Origin of the sequence: Halanaerobium saccharolyticum subsp. saccharolyticum DSM 6643 (assembly GCF_000350165.1) — a bacterium.
In the GTDB taxonomy this organism is placed as follows: Bacteria; Bacillota; Halanaerobiia; order Halanaerobiales; family Halanaerobiaceae; genus Halanaerobium; species Halanaerobium saccharolyticum.
Map to the genome: position 1 here is coordinate 96,776 of NZ_CAUI01000021.1, position 21,746 is coordinate 118,521.

General features: G+C 34.3%; 21 protein-coding genes. All 21 read left to right on the forward strand.

Going from position 1 to position 21,746, the window contains the following annotated elements:
- Positions 1 to 2 precede the first annotated feature (2 nt).
- The 21 genes from aroA (at position 3) to rpmE (ending at position 21,631) form a co-directional block, all read left to right on the forward strand.
- On the forward strand, positions 3 to 1,295 hold the full coding sequence (gene aroA / locus HSACCH_RS08925; protein ID WP_005489299.1) for a 3-phosphoshikimate 1-carboxyvinyltransferase: 1,293 nt from the start codon (positions 3 to 5) through the stop codon (positions 1,293 to 1,295).
- A complete protein-coding gene (hisC, locus tag HSACCH_RS08930) occupies positions 1,292 to 2,404 on the forward strand; it encodes a histidinol-phosphate transaminase (RefSeq protein WP_005489300.1) in 1,113 nt (370 codons plus the stop codon). Before aroA ends, hisC begins: the two co-directional genes overlap by 4 nt.
- 1 nt (position 2,405) lies before the next feature.
- Positions 2,406 to 3,458: a 3-deoxy-7-phosphoheptulonate synthase gene (aroF, locus tag HSACCH_RS08935; protein WP_005489301.1), complete on the forward strand. Its 1,053-nt coding sequence runs from the start codon at positions 2,406 to 2,408 to the stop codon at positions 3,456 to 3,458.
- 65 nt (positions 3,459 to 3,523) lie between these two features.
- Positions 3,524 to 4,723: a chorismate synthase gene (gene aroC / locus HSACCH_RS08940; RefSeq protein WP_005489303.1), complete on the forward strand. Its 1,200-nt coding sequence runs from the start codon at positions 3,524 to 3,526 to the stop codon at positions 4,721 to 4,723.
- Between the two features lie 137 nt (positions 4,724 to 4,860).
- Positions 4,861 to 5,619: a SurA N-terminal domain-containing protein gene (locus tag HSACCH_RS08945; protein WP_005489305.1), complete on the forward strand. Its 759-nt coding sequence runs from the start codon at positions 4,861 to 4,863 to the stop codon at positions 5,617 to 5,619.
- A gap of 214 nt (positions 5,620 to 5,833) precedes the next feature.
- Positions 5,834 to 6,583, forward strand: coding sequence for a SurA N-terminal domain-containing protein (locus tag HSACCH_RS08950; protein WP_005489306.1), 750 nt, complete (start codon positions 5,834 to 5,836; stop codon positions 6,581 to 6,583).
- A gap of 123 nt (positions 6,584 to 6,706) precedes the next feature.
- On the forward strand, positions 6,707 to 7,396 hold the full coding sequence (locus tag HSACCH_RS08955) for a response regulator transcription factor (protein ID WP_005489307.1): 690 nt from the start codon (positions 6,707 to 6,709) through the stop codon (positions 7,394 to 7,396).
- Positions 7,371 to 9,146: an ATP-binding protein gene (locus tag HSACCH_RS08960; protein ID WP_005489308.1), complete on the forward strand. Its 1,776-nt coding sequence runs from the start codon at positions 7,371 to 7,373 to the stop codon at positions 9,144 to 9,146. Before HSACCH_RS08955 ends, HSACCH_RS08960 begins: the two co-directional genes overlap by 26 nt.
- An 89-nt stretch (positions 9,147 to 9,235) precedes the next feature.
- The gene (locus HSACCH_RS08965) at positions 9,236 to 10,636 is read left to right on the forward strand and encodes an aminopeptidase (RefSeq protein ID WP_005489309.1); all 1,401 of its coding nucleotides are present in this window, start codon (positions 9,236 to 9,238) and stop codon (positions 10,634 to 10,636) included.
- A gap of 197 nt (positions 10,637 to 10,833) precedes the next feature.
- The gene (pdo, locus tag HSACCH_RS08970) at positions 10,834 to 11,493 is read left to right on the forward strand and encodes a protein disulfide oxidoreductase (protein WP_040477337.1); all 660 of its coding nucleotides are present in this window, start codon (positions 10,834 to 10,836) and stop codon (positions 11,491 to 11,493) included.
- 100 nt (positions 11,494 to 11,593) lie between these two features.
- Entirely contained in the window at positions 11,594 to 11,914 is a 321-nt protein-coding gene (gene trxA / locus HSACCH_RS08975) for a thioredoxin (RefSeq protein WP_005489311.1), read from the forward strand.
- 135 nt (positions 11,915 to 12,049) lie between these two features.
- On the forward strand, positions 12,050 to 12,457 hold the full coding sequence (locus HSACCH_RS08980; RefSeq protein ID WP_005489312.1) for an NADPH-dependent FMN reductase family protein: 408 nt from the start codon (positions 12,050 to 12,052) through the stop codon (positions 12,455 to 12,457).
- Between the two features lie 74 nt (positions 12,458 to 12,531).
- On the forward strand, positions 12,532 to 12,972 hold the full coding sequence (locus HSACCH_RS08985; RefSeq protein WP_005489313.1) for a DUF1934 domain-containing protein: 441 nt from the start codon (positions 12,532 to 12,534) through the stop codon (positions 12,970 to 12,972).
- 13 nt (positions 12,973 to 12,985) lie between these two features.
- A complete protein-coding gene (gene argS, locus HSACCH_RS08990) occupies positions 12,986 to 14,647 on the forward strand; it encodes an arginine--tRNA ligase (RefSeq protein ID WP_005489314.1) in 1,662 nt (553 codons plus the stop codon).
- Positions 14,648 to 14,706: 59 nt separating this feature from the next.
- Positions 14,707 to 16,317 (forward strand): CTP synthase, encoded by a 1,611-nt coding sequence (locus tag HSACCH_RS08995; protein ID WP_005489315.1) that lies wholly within the window; start codon positions 14,707 to 14,709, stop codon positions 16,315 to 16,317.
- Between the two features lie 11 nt (positions 16,318 to 16,328).
- The gene (locus tag HSACCH_RS09000; RefSeq protein ID WP_005489316.1) at positions 16,329 to 17,102 is read left to right on the forward strand and encodes an enoyl-CoA hydratase/isomerase family protein; all 774 of its coding nucleotides are present in this window, start codon (positions 16,329 to 16,331) and stop codon (positions 17,100 to 17,102) included.
- A 120-nt stretch (positions 17,103 to 17,222) separates the two neighbouring features.
- Positions 17,223 to 17,855, forward strand: a complete 633-nt coding sequence (locus HSACCH_RS09005) for a hypothetical protein (protein ID WP_005489317.1) — start codon at positions 17,223 to 17,225, stop codon at positions 17,853 to 17,855.
- Between the two features lie 38 nt (positions 17,856 to 17,893).
- Positions 17,894 to 18,751, forward strand: a complete 858-nt coding sequence (locus HSACCH_RS09010) for a class II fructose-1,6-bisphosphate aldolase (RefSeq protein WP_005489318.1) — start codon at positions 17,894 to 17,896, stop codon at positions 18,749 to 18,751.
- A 120-nt stretch (positions 18,752 to 18,871) separates the two neighbouring features.
- Positions 18,872 to 19,891, forward strand: coding sequence for a sodium:calcium antiporter (locus HSACCH_RS09015; protein ID WP_005489319.1), 1,020 nt, complete (start codon positions 18,872 to 18,874; stop codon positions 19,889 to 19,891).
- 53 nt (positions 19,892 to 19,944) lie between these two features.
- Positions 19,945 to 21,204: a transcription termination factor Rho gene (gene rho, locus HSACCH_RS09020; RefSeq protein ID WP_005489320.1), complete on the forward strand. Its 1,260-nt coding sequence runs from the start codon at positions 19,945 to 19,947 to the stop codon at positions 21,202 to 21,204.
- 187 nt (positions 21,205 to 21,391) lie between these two features.
- On the forward strand, positions 21,392 to 21,631 hold the full coding sequence (gene rpmE, locus HSACCH_RS09025; protein ID WP_005489321.1) for a 50S ribosomal protein L31: 240 nt from the start codon (positions 21,392 to 21,394) through the stop codon (positions 21,629 to 21,631).
- The last annotated feature ends 115 nt before the right edge of the window (positions 21,632 to 21,746 follow it).

The following is a 21,746-nucleotide window of genomic DNA, read 5'->3' on the forward strand; positions in this document are numbered from 1 at the left end:
AGATGGTATATCAAGTTAATCCAGCAAAAAAAATTAGTGGTGAAATAAAAGTTCCGGGGGATAAGTCAATTTCGCATCGATCATTAATTTTATCATCAATAGCAGAAGGAGAAAGTGAAATTGAGGGTCTATTAGAGGCCGAGGACTGTTTAAGTACAATGGGAATCATGCGTGATTTGGGTATAGAAATTGAAAAAAAAGCTAAAGAAAGATATACTGTTAAAGGTAAGGGTCTTGATGGACTCGAAGAAGCAGATGATGTTTTAGATTGCGGGAATTCAGGTACATCAATGAGACTATTAGCTGGACTTTTAGCATCTCAAGATTTTTATTCAGTTTTAACAGGCGATCATTCACTGCGCAAACGGCCAATGCAGAGAATAATTGGACCTCTTTCAAAAATGGGTGCTGAAATCTGGTCCCGCCGGAATGGTTTAGCACCACTCAGTATTAACGGTCAGGAATTAAGCAGTATGGAATATAAACTTCCTGTTGCTAGTGCTCAGCTTAAATCTTCTATATTATTGGCATCCTTAAAAACAAAAAGTGAAACTGTAATTATTGAGCCAGCAGTTTCCAGAGATCATACAGAAAGAATGCTCAAGGGTGCAGGTATAGATTTAGAAATTAAAGCAGATAGAATTATTTTAAAAGAAGCAGCTAAAAGGAAGCTGAATCCTTTTAAGATAAAGGTTCCTGGAGATATTTCTTCAGCAGCTTTTTTTATTGCAGCTGGACTTTTAGCAGAAAGCGGAGAACTTTTAATTAAAAATGTTGGAATTAATGAAACACGAAGCGGTTTTTTGGAAGTTGTAGAAGCGATGAATGGAAATCTTGAACTTCTAAATCGAAAAGAACAAGGTGGTGAGCCAACTGCAGATATTCTAGTTAAAGCATCTAAGCTAAAGGGATGCGAAGTCAGTGGAGAAATCATTCCTCGATTAATAGACGAAATCCCAATTATTTCTGTAATGGCAGTTATGGCTGAAGGTAAAACTATAATCAAAGATGCTGAAGAACTGAGAGTTAAAGAAACGGATCGGATAAAAGCTGTAGTAAATGAATTTGAAAAATTGGGTATAGAAATTAAAGAAAACAAAGATGGCATGGAAATTATTGGAATACAAACAGTTGAAGGCGGAATTGAAGTTGATAGTTATCACGACCATCGGATCGCGATGTCACTGGCAGTTTTAGCTTTAAACACTGAAAAAGGAATTACTATTAATGGTAGTGAAATCATTTCAACTTCTTTTCCGAATTTTAAAGAACTTTTATTAGAGGTGGTAAAGTGAAAAAGATAATTGAATCTATTGCAAATGGAGTTAAGGAAATTAATCGTTATCAAGCAGGCAAAAGTATAGAAGAGGTAAGAGAGGAATATGGATTAGAAAAAATAGTTAAACTAGCGTCTAATGAAAACCCTTTGGGACCGGCAATTCAGGTGATTGACACAATACAATCTGAGGCTAAAAACATCTCTCTTTATCCAGATTCAGATAGCCGAGAGTTAAAATCTGCTCTTGCAGAAAAATATCAACTGGATCAGGAAAAAATATTTTTGGGTAATGGCTCAGATGAGATTTTAGATCTTTTAATGACTTTAATTTTAAAGTCAGGAGATGAGGTTATTCAGGGGGACCCCTCATTTATTAAATATGAACTATCAATAAAATCAAGAGGCGGTAACAATATAAAAGTTCCCTTAGACGAAAATTATAGACACGATCTGAAAGCAATGGAATCTAAGATCACTGATCAGACTAAGGCAATTTTAATTTGCAATCCAAATAATCCAACCGGAACAATGCTAGAAAAAGAAGAGATCGAATCATTTTTGGAGCGAATTTCAGATGAGATTTTAGTGATAGTTGATCAGGCATATCATGAGTATATAACTGCAGAAGATCATTTTGATGGAGTAGAACTTTTAGATAAACACTCTAATTTAATGTTAATGCGTACTTTCTCAAAAGTTTATGGACTAGCAGGGATGCGAATTGGCTATGCTCTAGCTGACTCAGAGTTAATAGATTATTTAAATAGAATTAGAGGACCCTTTAATGTGAACAGATTAGCTCAAAAAGCTGCAGTAACAGCTCTAAAATCAGAATCTCATTTAGAGATCTGTCAGAACTTAAATGAAAAAGAAAAAAACTTTCTTTATCAGAAATTTGAAGAATTAGGCTTGGATTATATAAAAACTGAAGCTAATTTTGTGATGGTCAATACAGAAATGCCAGCTGAAGAAGTTTTTGAAAAGCTGCAGCAAGAGGGAGTAATAATTAGAGCGGGTAAACAATTTGGAATGGATACCTGGATTAGAGTAACTATTGGAACCAGAGCGGATAATGAATATTTCATTAGAAAGTTAAAAGCGTTATTACTAGAAGGGACTGAATAATATGATAGCTGTACTTAAACGGGGATCAACTAAAGCTGATGAGCAAAAAGTAATTGAGTTGATAGAAGCGGAAGGATTTTCGGCTCATCCTGATACAGGAGCAGAAACTACAATTGTTGGTGTTGTTGGAGCTGCACCCGATAAAAAAGTTAATTTAAAAGAAAAACTGCAGGTTATGAGTGCTGTCGAAAAGGTAGTTGTTATTTCTGATCCCTATAAACTAACAAGCTGGAATTTCAAACAGGAAAAAACAATCATTGATTTGGGTGATGGAGTTAAAGTTGGTGGAGCCGAACTGACTGTAATGGCTGGTCCCTGCTCGGTAGAAAGCGAAGAACAGATGCTGGAGACTGCCAGAATAGTTAAGGATGCAGGGGCAAAAATACTTCGTGGGGGTGCATTTAAGCCTAGAACATCACCTTATTCATTTCAGGGGCTTGGTGAAGAAGGACTTAAGCTATTAGCGATGGCCAGAGAAGAAACTGGTCTTAAAGTTATTACAGAACTAATGGATATTGAACATATAGATGTTGTTTGTAAGTATGCAGATATTATTCAGATCGGGGCTAGAAACATGCAGAACTATGCTTTGTTAAAAGAAATTGGGAAACTTAATAAACCAGTTATGTTAAAACGTGGTATGGCAGCAACAATTAAAGAATGGCTTTTGGCTGCAGAATATGTGATGAATGAAGGAAATCACCAGGTTATTTTATGTGAAAGAGGAGTTAGAACTTTTGGTGAAGAAACAAGAAATACAATGGACTTAAGTTCAATTCCTTTAGTCCAAAAAATAAGTCACCTGCCGGTAATTGCTGACCCAAGTCATGGTACTGGCCGCTGGGAACTAGTAACCCCAGTTGCTAGAGCAGCAGCAGCTGTTGGAGCAGATGGAATCATGGTAGAAGTTCATCCTCATCCAGAAAACGCTTTATCTGATGGACCTCAATCTTTAAAACCAGCTAATTTCAGACTGCTGATGGATGAATTAAATGCTATTATGACTTCTCTAAATTCATTTAAATCTCGAGAAAAGAAAATTGCCTATGAATAGGTTTTAAATTAGAAATAAATAAGAATTGAGTAATCAAAGATAAGAAATTAATGAGGAGGCATTTAATGTTTGAATATATTACAGCTGGAGAATCACATGGACCAAGATTGACTGCAGTAATTAAAAGTCTTCCTGCAGGCTTGAGAGTAGAAGTTGAGAAGATAAATGAACAGCTATATAGAAGACAGCAGGGTTATGGTCGTGGAGGCCGGATGAAAATAGAAAGTGATCAGGCAATAATTAATTCTGGTCTTAGACATAAAGAGAGTCTTGGCACACCTTTAAGTATGACTATTGAAAACAGAGATTGGCAAAACTGGATAGAAGCCATGGCACCTGATAAAGAAAGAGGTGCTGAGATAGAAGCTTTGACTAATCCCCGCCCCGGACATGCTGATCTTCCGGGTGCTCTAAAATATAATCATCGTGACTTACGAAATGTACTCGAAAGAGCAAGTGCTCGAGAAACTGCAGCTAGAACTGCAGTTGGTGCTGTAGCCAGACAATTTTTAGAACAATTTGGGGTTGAGGTATACAGTCATGTTGTTCAGATTGGCAGTTTAAAAAGTGAAACCTGGACTGACTTAAAAGCAAAAGATCCAGAAAGATTCGAGAGCAAAGAAGCTGTCAAAGAATATTTTTCTAGTTTAGATCAGACACCACTGCGCTGTGGAGACAGTATTAAAACTAAAGCAATGAAGGATTTAATTGATTCCTGGCGCGAAAATGGTGACTCTGTTGGGGGAGTTTTTGAAATTGTCGTGACCGGTTTGCCGGTTGGTTTGGGCAGCCATGTTCACTGGGATTTGAAACTTGAAAGTAAATTAGCAGCTCAGTTAATGGGGATTCAGGCAATAAAAGGTGTGGAAATTGGATCAGGTTTTAAAGGAGCTGGACTTCCAGGTTCTAAAGCTCATGATGAAATTTTTTATGATCTTAAACAGGGTTTTCACCGCAGTTCTAATCAGGCAGGCGGTATTGAAGGTGGAATGAGTAATGGAGAAGAATTGATTATTCGCCTGGCAATGAAGCCAATACCAACTTTAGCTCAAGCTTTACATTCAGCGGATATAATTTCTAAAAAAGAAACTACTGCTGCTAAAGAGCGCTCAGATGTTTGTGCAGTTCCAGCTGCCAGTATAGTTGGGGAGGCAGTTACTGCTATTGTCCTAGCTCAGAGTGCAGCTGATAAATTTGGGGGAGACAGTATGCTTGAAATCAAACGCAATTATAAGAATTATTTAGAACAGTTAAGAAAGTTTTAATCTAATTAATATACTTTTTTAATTTTTCTCTCACGTTTTTATCACATTCCTTGTTTATACTACTAATTGAGAAATGAGAAATGAACAACAAATATTTAAAAATTTCAAATCAAAATTCTCAAAGGAGTGTTTTAAAAATGAAAAAGATTTTACTTTCGCTTTTATTGATAACTGTTCTGATGGTTCCGACAACTGTAATGGCTCAAGATATGGAAATCAATGGTGAACAGCCAGCTGATTCGGCACTTGCAGAAAACATAAACAGCAATTCTGCAGTAGCAGAGGTAAATGGTGAAAAAATTACTCAGGCAGAATTAAAGAAGCAGGCAAATATAAATCAATTGTTACAGCAGTTAAGTCAGGTTGATCAACAGCTGGTTAAAATTTTAGCTGAGTCTAAAGCTGGTAATAATGTTTTAAAAGAATATCAGAAACAACAGCTGGATTCAATTATAGATAACATATTACTTGAACAAAAAGCCGAAGAAGAAGGAATCAGTCTTAGCTCTCAGGAAAAAGATGAGATCTATCAAAAACAGAAGCAGGCAATTTTAGATCAAAATAAGATGGACGAAGACCAGTTTCTATCAGTTTTAGAAAAACAGGGCTATGAAAATGAAACAGAATATAAAAATGAGTTTTTAAATAATCCTCAACTTAAAGTAAATAAGCTAATTGAAGAAGAAATAGCAGCTGATATTGAAGTTAGTGAATCAGAACTTAAAGAAGCTTATGAATCAAATAAAGAAATTTTTGCTCAGGGTAAAGAAAATGTTTCATTTGAAAAGCTAAAACCACAGCTCAAGCAGATGTTAAAACAGCAAAAAAAGAGGAAAAAAATAGATAACTATTTGAGTGACTTAAGGAAAGATGCAGAAATAACTAAAAATATTTAATCTCTCTTAAAATATATTTTCTAAAAACAGGCCCAAATGGGTCTGTTTTAACTTTATATATAGATATTTAAAATAATTTTAAAGAGTTCTAATCTTTCTCTCACATTTTTATCACATTTATAAAATATAATTTTATTTAGATAATAAAAAGATTTCTTAACTAAAATATTTCTATAGTTAAGTAAATAGTAATTTAAAGGGAGTGCTTTATTTAATGAAAAAGATTTTACTTTCACTTTTATTGATAACTGTTCTGATGGTTCCGACAACTGTAATGGCTCAAGATATGGAAATGAACGGTGAGCAACCAGCTGATCAATCATTAAATACCAATAATCAGGTTGTAGCAACAGTTAATGGAGAAGAAATAACTTCGCAACAGTTAGCTCAGCAGGCAAATGTTAATCAAATTTTACAGCAGGTAAGTCAGGTGGATCAACAATTAGCACAGATATTAGCAAGTTCTGAAGCTGGTAGTAAAGTGCTTGAAGAACTGCAGAATGCAAAATTAGATAGTATTATTGATAATGTCTTATTAAAGCAGGCTGCAGAAGAAGCTGATATTACTTTAAGTCAAGATGAAAAAGATGAAATTTATCAGCAGCAGAAAAATGCTATTTTACAGCAGCAGCAGATGGATGAAGAACAGTTCTTATCTATCTTAGAACAGCAGGGTTATGAAAACGAAGCTGCATATAAAGAAGAATTTAGTAATAATCCACAAATTAAAATCAATAAATTAATTGAAGAAAAAGTTATTGCAAACATTGAAGTCAGTGAAGAAGAACTGCAGCAGGCTTATGATGAAAATAAAGATGCCTTAGCTCAGAGTGGTCAGGACACTTCTTTTGAAGAAATAAAACCTCGTTTAGAGCAGATGCTGAAACAGCAAAAGCAGGGTCAGGCAATAAACGATTATTTAGACGAATTAAGAGAAAATGCTGAAATAGAAAAAAATATTTAAATAATAATATTTAAATAATAGTGTTTAGATAAAAGTTAGATAAACTAAAGTCCTGCCATAAAAGCAGGGCTTTTTTCTTTATGTTATAATAAAATTAAAATCAAACTGTGAGGATGTGGAATAATGAATGAAAAAAAAGTTTTGATAATTGATGATGACCCACATATCAGAGAAATTTTAGAAGATTATCTTAAATTTGAGGGTTTTAGTGTTTATGCCGCCGAAGATACTGCCAAAGGATATCAGCTTTTAAATGCAGATGATTTTGATGTTTTAATTTTAGATATTATGCTTCCAGATGAAGATGGTTGGGAATTTTGTCAGCGAATTAGACCTGAATTTGAACTACCAATCATTTTTTTAAGTGCTAAAGATGAGTCAACTGATAAAATAACAGGTTTAGAATTAGGAGCAGATGATTATATTACAAAACCATTTAGTCCTCGTGAAGTTGTAGCAAGAATCAAAGCAGTTTTGCGCAGATATCAAACTGACTCTGAGGCTGCTAATTCAATGAGTTTTGGAGAATTGATAATTAACAAAGAAGAACACTTTATAAAATACAAAGATGAGACTATTGAATTAACACCAAAAGAATTTTCTTTGCTCTGGCATCTGGCTAAAAACCCTAAAAAAGTTTTTCGGAGAGAAAACTTATTAAAAGCAGTTTGGGGTTATGATTATTTTGGTGATGTACGTACGGTTGATACTCATATTAAATCACTGCGCCAGAAGTTAGGAGAAGCAGCAGAAGCTATAGAGACAGTCTGGGGGGTAGGTTATAAATTTGAAGCTAAAAAATTGGAAGTCTGACAGTCTGTTTAGTAAATTATTTTTTAGATTTATTATTCTTTCATTAATCATAATAATTATATTTGGTTTAACAGTTATTTACTATTTAGAAGATTTTCTCTACAACCGAAGAAAAAATGAAGTTTTATATAATTTAAATCAGTTAAAAAGTGATCTCAAGCAGCCGCTGCTTGCTGGAGATGAAAAAAGAATTAATGAAATATTGAGTCTGACTGCCCGCCAGAACAGGGGCCAGATCTGGCTTACAGATCAGGAGGGTGCTATTATATATAGCTTTCCCGGCCGCAGTGATGAAAAAGTTGACTTTGAGGGATATACACAAATATTTGATGATAAAATGCTGTCCAGTCGAGTTGAGTCAGATCAGTTTGATAAGCCAATGCTTTTAAATGCAGCTTCGATGGATGTTGGAACAAGTAAATATGGACTATTATTTTTCACATCTGTTCAGGGAATAAATTCTACTGTGGCTCAAATTCAAAAAATAATGTTTTATTTAATTTTATTTTCTCTATTTCCAGCTTTAGTTCTTGCTTTTCTGTGGGCCCAAAATATTGCAAATCCTTTAAATGAGATCAGCAAGACAGCAAAAGAAATTAGTCGTGGTAATTTTATAGAGCAAAATGAAGATCAAAAAACAAGGGAATTAAAAAACTTAGCTAAAAGTATTAATGAAATGTCAAAAACACTTTCTAAAAATATGAATAATTTAAAAGAAGAAAAAAATAAATTAAACTATATACTTTCTGGAATGGAAGAGGGAGTACTGGCTTTAAATTCTGATAAAGAAATCATATTATTAAATAAATCATTTTCGGATATTTTCATCTCTCAATCAGATTTTAAGCTTGATCAAGAAGCAAAATTAGATTCTGAGCTGCCTGAGTTATTGAACAGCCAAAAATTAATTTCACTGATTGAAAAAAGTATTGAAGAAGAAAAGAATAAAAGTTTAGAAATTAAAATACCAGATTCCGATAAATATTTACTTCTTCACAGCACCGCTATTTTTAAAGACGAAAAATTTTGGGGAGTTGTTGTCATTTTTCAGGATATTAGTGAGAGATGGCGTTTTGAAAAACTGCAGAATGATTTTGTGGCAAATGTTTCGCATGAGTTAAAGACACCACTCTCATCTATCAGGGGAGCAGCTGAAATAGTTTATGATGGAGCAGTCAGTAGAAAAAAAGCTAAAGAAAAATATTTAAATATGATTATTGAAGAAAGCAACCGCCTGGAAACAATGGTTAATAATATTTTGAGCATTTCTGAGTTGAAGTCAGATATTATTAGCAAAAATAGAGTTAATTTTTCAAAATTCCTTTATAATATGCTGGAAGACTATCAGATTGTAAATGAGGTTGAGCAGAACTTTAGCTATCAAATTGAAGAAGATATTGAGCTTGAAATTGATGCTGATAAAATAAAACGGGTGGTAATTAATCTGCTTGACAATGCAGTTAAATATTCTCCTGCTGAGGGAGAAATCAAAATTATTTTAAATAAAAATAATTCAGCTGTTAAATTTGCTGTTCAAGACCAGGGGCCCGGTGTGCCAGAAGCAGAAAGAAAAAATATCTGGGAAAGATTTTATAAGATAAATAAAAAGGCTTTTCAGAGTCAAAAAAGAGGTAGTGGACTTGGCCTGGCAATTGTTAAAGATATAATAGAATTACATGGAGGCAGTGTTTATCAGAAAAATCTTGAAAAAGGATCGGAATTTGCCTTTGTTTTAAATACAGAAATTTAATTTAACTATTGTAAATTGATTACTTACAATTAGCTATTTTTATTGATATAATTATTTAGAATAAACTAATAAAATAGGAGGCATTATAGATGACTAAAGAAAAAAAGAATGATAATTCATATCAGGCCAAAAATGCCTGGACAGAAATGGGTAAAGCAGAGAGAGAAGAAGTCTTTGCTTTTAATAAAGATTATGCAGAATTTTTAACTAAAAATAAAACTGAAAGAGAATTTGCCAGTGCAGCAATTTCCGAGTTAGAAGCTGCTGGTTTTAAAAATATTACTGAGTATGACAAATTGAAAAAAGGTGATAAAGTTTACGTAGAAAATCGATCTCGGGCTTTAATGGCAGCAGTGATTGGTGAAAAAGATTTAAAAGAAGGTTTGAAAATTGTAGGAAGTCATATTGATTCACCAAGGCTTGATTTAAAACCAAATCCATTATATGAAGATGGTGAAATGGCAATGTTTAAGACCCATTATTATGGTGGAGTTAAAAAATATCAGTGGGTAACAATGCCGCTTGCACTACATGGAGTTGTTGTTAAAGATGACGGCAGTCAGATAGAAGTTAAAATTGGGGAAAAGGAAGATGATCCAATCTTTTTTATCAGTGATGTCTTACCACATCTTGGGAAAAAGCAGATGAAAAAATCCATGGATGAGGGAATTAGTGGTGAACAGTTAAATGTAGTTGTTGGCAGTATTCCTGTTGATGATGAAGATGCGAAAGATAAAATTAAAACAGCTATTTTAAATCATTTAGAAGCTGAATATGACTTTAAAGAAGAAGATTTCATCAGTGCTGATCTGCAGGTTGTACCTGCTTTTAAAACTCGTGATGCAGGTTTTGACAGAGCTCTACTGGCAGGATATGGTCATGATGACCGTGTCTGCAGCTATACAGCTTTAGAGGCGATTTTAGATGTTAAAGATCCTGATTATACATCGATTTTGTTGCTAATGGATAGAGAAGAAGTAGGCAGCATGGGCTCAACTGGAATGCAGTCCCACTTTTTTGAAGATCAGGTAGCTAATTTAGTGGATCTGTATTATGAGAACTATAGTGAACTGATAGTACGTAAAGTAATGCAAAACTCAAAAGTGCTTTCTGCTGATGTTAGTGCAGCTTACGATCCTGATTTTGCTGAAGTTTATGCTAAACATAATTCAGCCTATCTCGGCAAAGGAATTGTAATTTCTAAATATACTGGTGCAAGAGGTAAGGCCGGTGCTTCCGAAGCTAGTGCTGAATTTATGGGAGAAATCAGAGGTATTTTCAATAATGCTGGTGTGATCTGGCAGACTGCTGAACTGGGTAAAATTGATGAAGGTGGTGGCGGTACTATTGCTCAATTTTTAGCCAATTACAATATGGATGTAGTTGACTGTGGTCCAGCTGTCCTTTCAATGCATTCCCCTTATGAAGTTGTTAGTAAAGCAGATGTTTACCATTCCTATTTAGCATATAATGTATTTTTAGAGAATTAAACTGAGCTTATAAAGATTTTAAATACAGATATAACACAAATATTATTTTTTGTATTATGTTTAAATTTTTCAAAATGTTAATTGCTTAACTTTAATTAATTCTATATCGTATATAATAAATGTTGCAAGCTGAAATTATATTTTGATTTTTTTAAAATTAAAGTTAATAATTAATAAAACCCAGGGAGTGATATATGATGGCTAAAATAGATCAAGAAGAAAAAAATAAAATCAAAGAACTTTTTACTAAAAATTTAAAAGACGAAGTTAATTTACTTTTCTTTTCCAAAGAAGAAGATTGTCAGTATTGTGGTGATACTGAAGAAATTTTAGATGAAGTAACAGCACTTGATGAAAGAGTAAACTTTGAAACTTATTTATTAGGCAGTGATAAAGCAGAAGAATTTGGTGTAGATAGAGCACCAGCAATTATTTTCTTAAATAATGAAGGTCAGGATAGTGGAGTCCATTTTTATGGAATTCCATCAGGCTATGAATTTACTTCTTTAATAGAAGATATTTTAGATATGTCTGATAAGGATAGAATAGACCTGGCTGAAGATATTAAAAAAGAAATTATGGCAATTGATACTGATGTTTTACTGCAGGTATTTATAACACCTACCTGTCCTTATTGTCCTCGTGCGGTTAGAGTTGCTCATCAAATGGCAATGATTAACCCTAAGGTCAGAGGAGAAATGGTAGAAGCTATGGAATTTGAAGAGCTTTCAGCAAGTTATGACGTATCAGGAGTACCAAAGACTGTAATTAATTCTGGTGCAGATGAGCAGGTTGGAGCGGTTCCAGCAAAAACTATCTTAAAGAAAATTAAAAATCTAGCTGTGGCAGCTAGCTAAAATAAAGACTTTGTATTTTGATTCACTTGTACCGGGTACAAATGAGATAATTCACTTGTACCGGGTACAAATAAATAATTAATCAGGAGGAAATTTAATAATGAGCGAACCAGTTAAAGTTACAGATGTGAATTTTGAGGATGAGGTTTTAAGTTCTGATAAAAGAGTTTTAGTTGATTTTTGGGCAGAATGGTGTGGACCATGTAGAATGGTAGCTCCTGTAGTAAAAGATATTGCAAATGAATATAGTGATCAGATTAAGGTTGCAAAACTAAATGTTGATGAAAATCAAACTACTGCTTCTAGGTATGGTATTATGAGTATCCCAACAATGTTAGTTATGGAAGATGGTAAGGTTAAAGATAAATTGGTTGGGTATATGCCTAAAAATAAGCTTGTAAATAAATTAGGATTAAAATAAATTTTAATTTTTTTAAATCCTCTCTTTTTATTTTATAATAGGAAGAGAGGATTTTTATATTTTCTTTTAGATAACCCTGTAAAAATGGAAAGTTTTATGATAAAATTAAGATTGATTAAAAAAGGAGGGTTATTAGTGCAGCGTTTATTAATAATACATACACCGGATGCTGATTTAAAAGATATTGCCGAAGGGATAAAAGAAGGAGCAGAAACACAAGGTTTTAGAGTAGATATGAAAAACACTAAAGATATTGGGAATGGTATTTCTTTTTATCCATATGATCTAATAGTGGCAGGCAGTCCTACTAAAGGCATCTTTAAAGGTAAAATAGATAAATCTTTAAATAAATTTTTATCAGAATCTAAGCGAACTGTTGGTTCTGATGCTGTAGCATATGTTAAACCCCGCCTTTTTGCAACGAATAAGGCCTTAAAAAAAGTAATGGCAGCTCTCGAATCACAGGGTTGTATAGTTAAGAATTTTAAAGCAATTAAGAACCACCAATCAGCAGTAGAATTTGGAAAAAATATCAAAATATAGAACTTAAAAACCGCAGTTAAAATTTGGGCTGTGGTTTTTTCAAATTATAAAAATTTGGAGTGAGTTTATAAAGTATGAGTAAAAATGTTTCGATCAAATTAGAGAATATACAAGAAATTATCGATGATAATGAACCGCAGCAGATTAATAATAACTACCAGGGCGAATTCTATATTAAGAATGAAAAATTATATTTAAGTTATGAAGATGACGCTGAAGGTATGGATGGAGCCCAAACGATTGTTAAAATTGATCCAGAGCAGGAGCGTGTTTTACTTCTGCGGCATGAACCTGCAGCAATGAAACAGGATTTTATTTGTGGAAAAAAGCAGGAAGGATATTTTAAAACTGTTTATGGGGAAATTAAAATGGCAGTTAAAACAAAAAGATTAGAAATGGAGATTGGCGAAAATTCTGGTCTGATTAGAATAAATTATCAGGTTTATTTAGGTGGAGAGTTAAATGCTGAACACCATTTGAAAATAAATTATAAAATATTAAAAGGAAATTTATAGGAGGTTTATTGTTTTGCAGAAAAATTTACAGGCCGCTGTAGAAGCTGAACTAATCAGTTTTCTGGTCGAAAGTGTTAAAAAAGCTATTTTTGATGGAGATTTGGACTTGGAAAAGGTACCAGAAGTTTCAATTGAGGTACCCAGAGAAAAAGGTCATGGCGATTATGCAACCAATTTAGCAATGGTATTAGCAGGTCAGGCAGGAATGAACCCGCGCCAGATAGCAGAAATTATTGTTGAAAATTTTGAAAGTGAAATTGTCGAAGATGTTAGCATTGCTGGCCCTGGTTTTATTAATTTTAAGCTTAAAAATGCCTGGTTATGGAATAACTTAAAGATCATTACTAAAAGAGCAGAAGATTATGGTAAAATTGATGAGGGTAAAGGCAAAAGTGTACAGGTAGAATTTGTTTCTGCTAATCCAACTGGACCTTTACATGTTGGTCACAGTCGTGGGGCAGTAGTAGGAGATGTAATGGCTTCGATAATGGAAGCTGCTGGTTTCGATGTAGAAAGAGAATACTATATAAATGATGCAGGGAATCAGATGGATATTTTAGGCGAATCAACTCTTTTAAGATACCGGGAACTTTTGGGTGAAGAAATTGAAATGCCCGAAGATGTTTATGGTGGAGATTATATTAAAGAAATTGCTCAGGATTTATATGAAGAGTATGATTCAGATTTAATGGATAGAGAAGAGGCAGAAAGGCTTGAGATCTGTCGCGAATATGCATATCAAGAAATGCTTAAAAATATTGAAGCTGATTTAGAAGAATTTGGAATAGAATTTGATAGCTGGTTCAGCGAAAGGACCCTGCATCCTGATAAAATTCAGCATGCAATTGATCTGCTGCGAGAAAAAGGTTATATTTACGAAAAGGAAGGTGCAATCTGGTTTAAATCAACTGAATTTGGTGATGATAAAGATCGAGTAATTATTAAATCAGATGATTCTCCAACTTATATGGCTGCAGATATGGCTTATCATTTAGATAAACTGGAGCGTGGCTTTGATAAATTGATTAATGTTTGGGGTGCTGATCATCACGGTTATATCCCAAGGATGAAGGCAGTAATTGAAGCTTTTGGTTATGAAGAAGACAAATTAGAGGTAATTGTAGTTCAAATGGTTAATTTGCTCCGCAATGGTGAAAAACTAAAAATGTCTAAAAGAGCAGGTAGTTTTGTTACTATGACTGAGGTAAATCAAGAAGTTGGTACAGATGCAGCCCGTTATTATTATGTAATGCGCAGCACTGACAGCCATCTTGACTTCGATTTAGAATTGGCTAAAGAAGAATCAAGCAATAATCCAGTTTATTATGTCCAGTACGCTCATGCTAGAATCCACAGTATTTTAGATAATGCTGAACTTAAGGCTGATGATGAAAATCTGGATTTATTAACAAATGAGGCCGAAATCGACTTAATGAAAATGCTGGCTAAATTTCCTGAGGAAATTAAGATGATTGCAGAATCAAGACAGCCACATCATTTAACAACTTTTGCTTATGACCTTGCAACTGCTTTTCATTCATTCTATAATAATTGTCGGGTAAATACAGATAATGATAAATTAGCAGAAGCTAGGCTATATTTAGTAAATGCTGCTCGTCAGGTACTTAAAAACGTGTTAACACTGCTGGGGATTAGTGCTCCAGAACAAATGTAAATGTTTTAAGATAAATATTTATTCATTAATTTAAGATTAAAAGCGGAGGAGATAATAACATGACCAAGTATATTTTCGTGACAGGAGGAGTAGTTTCTGCTCTTGGTAAAGGGATTACAGCAGCTTCCCTGGGACGTCTACTTAAAAGCAGAGGTCTTAAAATCAGTATTCAGAAATTTGATCCTTATATTAATTATGATCCAGGTACAATGAGTCCCTATCAGCATGGTGAGGTTTTTGTAACTGATGATGGTGCGGAAACAGATCTGGATTTAGGCCATTATGAACGTTTTATTGATACTAATTTAAGTCAGAGCAACAATGTTACCACCGGTAAAATTTATGGTTCAGTTATTCAAAAGGAGCGCCGGGGAGATTATTTAGGTGCGACTGTTCAGGTGATTCCACACATTACAAATGAGATTAAAGAACGAGTAACCCGGGTTGGAAGGGAAACCAATGCTGATGTAGTACTGACTGAAATTGGTGGTACAGTCGGTGATATTGAGAGCCTGCCTTTTTTAGAAGCGATTCGACAGCTAAAAAATGATTTAGGTAGAGATAATATTCTTTATTTGCACTGCACCTTAGTTCCTTATTTAAAAGCTGCAGGAGAGCTTAAAACCAAGCCAACTCAGCATTCTGTTAAGGAAATGCGGGGAATTGGTATTCAGCCGGATATAATTGTCTGTCGGTCTGAGCGAGAATTGACTCAGGAAGTTAAAGATAAGATTTCTCTTTTTGGAAATGTAGAGAAAGAAGATGTTATTCAGCTTGTTGATGCAGAACATATTTACGAAGTACCTCTGATGCTCGAAGATGAGGGAATGGCTGAAAATGTAATAGAGAAATTAAAATTAGAAAAAAGAGTTGAAAAAGTTGATCTTACAGACTGGATTGAACTTGTTGATAAAATTAAAGATCGTGATCATAAAGTTAAAATTGGAATAGTCGGGAAATACGTAGAACTTCCAGATGCTTACATAAGTATAGCCGAATCATTTACTCATGCTGGGATCGCTAATAACTGTGAGGTTGAGATAGAATATATCTATGCAGAAGGTTTGGATTCTTTAGCTCAAGCTGAAAAGGAATTAGCAGATTTAGATGGTGTTTTAGTACCTGGTGGTTTTGGAGATCGGGGAATTGAAGGTAAATTAAGAGCAGTACAATATGCACGCAAAAATAAAGTTCCTTACTTTGGAATCTGTCTTGGAATGCAGTGTGCAGTAATTGAATTTGCCCGCAATGAGTTGGATCTTAAAGATGCTAATAGTAGTGAATTTGATGAAGATGAAAAAGAGCCAGTAATTGCTTTAATGCCTGATCAACATGATGTAGAAGATATGGGTGGTACTATGCGTCTTGGCCTTTATCCCTGCAAATTAAAAGATGAGAGCATTAGCCGTGATTCATATCAGGAAGAAGTTATATATGAAAGACACAGGCATCGTTATGAATTTAACAATCATTATCGTGATCAAATTGAAAAGGCAGGTATGGTTTTAACTGGTGTTTCTCCCGATGATAGATTGGTAGAAATAGTCGAGATTCCTGATCATCCTTGGTTTGTGGGAGTACAGTTTCATCCTGAATTTAAATCAAGACCGAATAGACCGCATCCTTTATTTGTTAGTTTTATTGAAGCAGCTTTGGATAACAAAGAGTAAGGGGGAAAAACATGGCAGGAGATTTAGTTAAATGTGATTTTGATTCTCCAGTAGCAACAGTCAGTATTAATCGTCCTGAAGTTTTAAATGCTTATAATGAAGAGTTATTAGACGAGTTGTATCAAACTTTAGAAGAACTTTTTGCCGCGGAAAAAGTAGCAGCTGTAATTTTGACTTCAAAAGGAAATAGGGCCTTTTCTGTTGGTGGGGATATTGATTATCTAGAAAATTTAGATAGTGAGCAGGCAAAAAAACTTTCACAAAAAGGGCAAAGTTTATGTGAATTAATTGAAAATAGTGCGCCTGTTGTAATTGCAGCAATCGATGGTTATGCTCTTGGTGGTGGAATGGAAATAACATTAGCCTGTGATCTCCGTCTTGCTTCAACCCGTTCTCGTTTTGGTCAACCAGAAGTTAAATTAGGAATCATCCCTGCTTTTGGTGGCACTCAGAGGCTGCCTCGATTAATTGGGGAAGCCGAAGCAAAAGAACTATTATATACAGGTGATATAATTGATGCAGCTTTAGCTTACGAATTGGGCTTAATAAATAAAGTTGTTACACCTCGAAGTTTACTTGCAGAGACTCGTGATTTAGCTTTGGAAATAACTGACCGTTCTACTAAAGCCGTTAAATTGATTAAAACAGCTGTAAATAAAAAATACGCGGATGCTTCTAAAGCCGGTTATGAATATGAAAGTGAAGCTTTTGCTGAATGTTTTAAAACAGAAGAGCATAGAGTTAGAATTAGAGAAATAAAAAAAATTATTAACGAAGATAATTAAATTAAACATTTGACTTAACCTAATTTTTAAGATTCAAAAAAGGATTTTTAGAATCAATGAAGAATAATTAGGTTAAGGAGGTGAAGACCTGGCCTTGATAAATACAGGCCGGGATAAAAAATGTTAATTAAACTTTCAACAACAATTGCTTTAAGTTGTCCTGCCTGTGGTCGTCTGGAAAGAGAAGAAATTAATATTTTTGAGCTTCCGGTAGGCAAATTAAAGCAGTTAAGCTGCAGTTGTGGAGCAGAAAAAGCTTCGATTAAAAAAACAGATAATTCTCGGGTGCAGATTAATTATTTTTGTTTACACTGTAATAAAGCTCATAAAATCAATGTGTCAGCGCATAAGTTTTGGCATTCTAAAAAATTAATTCCCCTTTCCTGCAGGGAAACAGGTCTGAATCCAGGATTTTTTGGTAAATCAACCTTGGTTAATGAAGAAATTATAAAAGAAAAACAAGATTTAGAATTAATGGCGGCTGAATTAGGCTTTGATGATTTTAAAAATCCAGATATAATGCTGCAGGCATTAGATTTTATTCATGATATTGCTGAAGAAGGTGCCTTGAGTTGTGAATGCAGCAGTGATAACATAAATATAGAGTTATTTTCTGATAAAATTCAATTAATTTGTAATGATTGTGGTGCGCTCTTAAATATAGCTGCTGTCAATAAAAGTGATCTACAAAAGTTAAGGCAGTTAAACAAAGTGTGTATCCACTCTATTCAGGGAAAACCAAATAATTTTTAAAAGACCCTGAATTACTATATAAGAGGAGGAAATAAATAATGAATTTAGTTCCAATGGCAGATATTTTACAAGATGCACATCAGAAAACTTATGCAGTTGGTGGATTTAACATTAATAACATGGAATTTCTACAGGGGATAATGATGGGTGCAGAAGAACTTGATTCCCCAGTCATCTTACAGGCAAGTGAAGGAGCTATTCGCTATATTGGTATTGACTATGTGATGCAGATGGTAGAAGCTGCAACAAAAAATATTGATATTCCAGTTGCTTTACATTTAGATCACGGTAGTGATTTTGATAGTATTATGAAGTGTATTAGAGCAGGATTCTCATCTGTAATGATTGATGCTTCAAAATTATCTTTTGAGGAAAACATTGCTTTAACTAAGAAAGTAGTAGAAGCAGCTCATAGTGTTGGAGTTAGTGTGGAAGCAGAATTAGGAACAATTGGTGGTACAGAAGATGACCACACAGTTGAAGAAAAAGATGCAATGTACACTGATCCAGATCAGGCAAAAGAATTTGTAGATGCTACCGGTGTAGATGCACTTGCAATTGCAATTGGTACTGCTCATGGTGTTTACGAAGGTGAACCAGAATTAGATTTTGAAAGACTTGATAAAATCAAAAAGTTAATTGATATGCCTGTTGTTTTACATGGAGCTTCTGGTATTTCTGCAGAAGATCTAAAAACTGGTGTTAAGTATGGTGTTAACAAAGTTAATGTAAATACTGATTTCCAGCAGTCATTTACTGCTAAAGTTAAAGAAGTTTTTGCTGAAAAACCAGAACTATATGATCCACGTAAATATTGTGGGCCTGGTAGAGAAGCAATTGCTGAAAAGGTAAAAGAAAAGATTAAAATCCTAGGTAGTGATGGTCAAGCTTGGTAATTTAGATTAAGTAATCAGGGTACCGGGCACTTGTAAAATATTTCCAGGATAACTCACTGATGGTTAATGAATGGAGATATTTTACAAGTGCCCGGTATCTTTTTAAAAAGGAGGATACAGTTGACACAGCTCTGGTTAATGTTTGTTTTGATGGCAATTTTCATAATAATTTCTGGAACATATTTATCACGTTTTGGGGACATAATCGCTGATAAAAGTGGTTTGGGACAGGCTTTTATTGGTGGGATCTTAATTGCAATGGCAACCTCACTGCCTGAGCTGGTAACAAGTATCAGTTCAGCTTTGGTAGGTGCTCCAGATATTGCAGTTGGTAATGCTTTTGGCAGCAACACTTTTAATCTTGTTATTTTAGCTTTTGCAGATTTACTTCAGGGTAAAGGCCCTTTATTACTTCGAGTTAACTACAGTCACATCCTCTCCGGTCTTGTTGGTGTATTACTCTCAGCTTTAGTAGTTTTCAGTTTAATCTTATCCCATTTTATGAACTTTAATTTAAGTGTTTTTGGAGTCGGAGTAGATAGTATAATTCTGCTTTTAACTTACCTGGCCAGTGTCAGAATGATTTATCGTTATGATCGGAATAATCCACTTGATGCTGCGGATAAGAAAAAAGAAAATGATCTTAATCCAGACTATACTTTAAATAAAGCTCTGCTGGGTTTTGCTGCCTGTGCAGTAGTAATCGTATTCAGTGGGTATAGATTAACATTAACTGCAGATCAAATATCTGCTGTTACTGGGATCGATCAGAGTTTTATTGGTTCAATATTAGTGGCTGCAGCTACCTCATTACCGGAACTAGTTGCTACAATTTCAGCTATTAAAATTGGAGCATATAATATGGCAGTTGGGAATGTATTTGGTAGTAATATTTTCAATATGACAGTAATCTTTTTTGCGGATGTTTTTTACCGGCAGGGAGTTTTATTGGAGGATGCCAAAATAGTTCATATTTTAACAGCTACAGTTGGTATAGTTATGGCAACAATTATTTTAATTGGACTATTTTATCGCTCGCGGCGTTCATTTATGTGGATGGGTTGGGATGCGATTGCAGCGGCAGTTGTTTATTTTGCAGGGGTTTATCTGCTCTTTCAGCTGGGGCTGAACGTAATTTAGTTTAAAATTATTTTATAATAAAACAGGAAAATTTTAAGAAAGGTGGACTTGATGTGCTTAACATCAGTGAGTTAGAAAGAAAAACAATTACAGAGTTACATGAGATAGCAAAAAAAATGGGTGTTAGCGGTTATTCGCAGATGCGAAAAAAAGATTTGATTTTTGCTATTTTAAAAAAAGGAACAGAAAAAGGGGGTAACATTTTTGCTGAAGGTGTTTTAGAGATTATACAAAATGAAGGCTATGGTTTTTTAAGACCGTCTAAATACATTCCTTCAAGTGATGATATTTATATATCTGCTTCTCAGATCAGGCGTTTCGATTTAAGAACAGGTGATGTCGTTTCAGGTCAGGTAAGAGAGCCAAAGGATAGCGAAAAATATTTTGCTATTTTAAGGATTGAGGCTGTAAATTATCAGGATCCAGAAAAAGCCAGAGAACGATCACATTTTGAGGATTTAACCCCGCTTTATCCAGAAGAAAGATATAAATTAGAATATCATAAAAATGAAATATCATCACGTTTAATTGATCTGATTGCCCCGATCGGTAAAGGGCAGCGTGGTCTTTTAGTTTCTCCTCCTAAAGCTGGTAAGACAGTACTTTTAAAAAAGATAGCAAATAGTATTCGCTATAATTATCCGGAAAGCAAAATGATGATTTTATTAATTGATGAAAGACCGGAAGAAGTTACAGATATGAGGCGTTCAGTTGATGCGGAAGTAATTGCTTCAACATTTGATGAACCACCAGAAGAACATATACAGGTAGCCGAATTGGTTTTGGAAAAAGCTAAAAGGTTGGTTGAACATAAAAACGATGTAGTAATCCTGCTCGATAGTATTACCAGATTGGCCAGAGCCTCAAATGTGACTATTCCTCCCAGCGGCAGAACCCTTTCGGGTGGTCTAGATCCTACAGCTATGCATTTTCCTAAAAGATTTTTTGGAGCGGCTCGCAACATAGAAGAAGGAGGAAGTTTAACGATTATCTCGACTTCTTTAGTTGATACAGGTAGCCGAATGGATGATGTAATTTACGAGGAATTTAAAGGTACAGGTAATATGGAACTGCATTTAAGCCGTCGTCTAGCAGAGAGAAGAATGTTCCCTGCAATTGACATTAATCGCTCTGGTACCAGGAAAGAAGAAATGCTTTTAGGTGAAAAAGAGCTAGAGATTATTTGGAAACTTCGTCAGCAGACAGAAAACATGACAGATTATGAACTGATGAAAACTTTCCTCAAACAGCTTAAAAACACTAAAGACAATGAGGAATTGCTGAAGATGCTGGATAAAGTTTTTAAAAGCTAAGGTTCGAAATTTATTTAAGCAAAGGCGAGAAAATTCTTATTTTTTAAAATAGCTCGCTTTTCCTTGCATAGCTAAAAGGGCTATGTTATAATAAATTTTAGCGTGAAGATTTATGTCTTCAGACCGATTTTTAAGACATAAAATAATCGGTGTAACAATAATTATGCATGCAAGAGAGGTGATATAGATGCGTGAAGGAATCCACCCAGACGTTAAAGAAACTACAATAACCTGTGCCTGCGGCGAGGTTTATAAAACTAAGTCAACTAAAGATGATATTAGGGTTGAAGTTTGTTCTAGCTGTCATCCATTCTATACAGGAAAACAGCGCAAAGCCAAAAAAGGTGGTCGTGTTGAAAGATTTAATAAAAAATATGGGATTTCAGACGAAAGCTCAGAAGAAGAATCAGAAAAAGATTCTGAGTAGAACGGATAAGAAATCCTTTTTTCTGCTGCAGGGCTTAATTGCTCTGCTTTTTTTTTAGAAATTTTTTTAATAATTGGCTTTAAATTATAAATTTTAAGAGAGTAGATTAATTTTA

Excerpts from the sequence above, each read along its gene's own strand:
- HSACCH_RS08965 (WP_005489309.1), top strand. The coding sequence starts at position 9,236 with ATGACTAAAGAAAAAAAGAATGATAATTCATATCAGGCCAAAAATGCC.
- HSACCH_RS08945 (WP_005489305.1), top strand. The coding sequence starts at position 4,861 with ATGAAAAAGATTTTACTTTCGCTTTTATTGATAACTGTTCTGATGGTT.
- HSACCH_RS08985 (WP_005489313.1), top strand. The coding sequence starts at position 12,532 with ATGAGTAAAAATGTTTCGATCAAATTAGAGAATATACAAGAAATTATC.
- trxA (WP_005489311.1), top strand. The coding sequence starts at position 11,594 with ATGAGCGAACCAGTTAAAGTTACAGATGTGAATTTTGAGGATGAGGTT.
- HSACCH_RS08955 (WP_005489307.1), top strand. The coding sequence starts at position 6,707 with ATGAATGAAAAAAAAGTTTTGATAATTGATGATGACCCACATATCAGA.
- HSACCH_RS09005 (WP_005489317.1), top strand. The coding sequence starts at position 17,223 with ATGTTAATTAAACTTTCAACAACAATTGCTTTAAGTTGTCCTGCCTGT.
- aroA (WP_005489299.1), top strand. The coding sequence starts at position 3 with ATGGTATATCAAGTTAATCCAGCAAAAAAAATTAGTGGTGAAATAAAA.
- aroF (WP_005489301.1), top strand. The coding sequence starts at position 2,406 with ATGATAGCTGTACTTAAACGGGGATCAACTAAAGCTGATGAGCAAAAA.
- HSACCH_RS09000 (WP_005489316.1), top strand. The coding sequence starts at position 16,329 with ATGGCAGGAGATTTAGTTAAATGTGATTTTGATTCTCCAGTAGCAACA.
- HSACCH_RS08950 (WP_005489306.1), top strand. The coding sequence starts at position 5,834 with ATGAAAAAGATTTTACTTTCACTTTTATTGATAACTGTTCTGATGGTT.
- aroC (WP_005489303.1), top strand. The coding sequence starts at position 3,524 with ATGTTTGAATATATTACAGCTGGAGAATCACATGGACCAAGATTGACT.
- rpmE (WP_005489321.1), top strand. The coding sequence starts at position 21,392 with ATGCGTGAAGGAATCCACCCAGACGTTAAAGAAACTACAATAACCTGT.
- HSACCH_RS09010 (WP_005489318.1), top strand. The coding sequence starts at position 17,894 with ATGAATTTAGTTCCAATGGCAGATATTTTACAAGATGCACATCAGAAA.
- HSACCH_RS08995 (WP_005489315.1), top strand. The coding sequence starts at position 14,707 with ATGACCAAGTATATTTTCGTGACAGGAGGAGTAGTTTCTGCTCTTGGT.
- pdo (WP_040477337.1), top strand. The coding sequence starts at position 10,834 with ATGGCTAAAATAGATCAAGAAGAAAAAAATAAAATCAAAGAACTTTTT.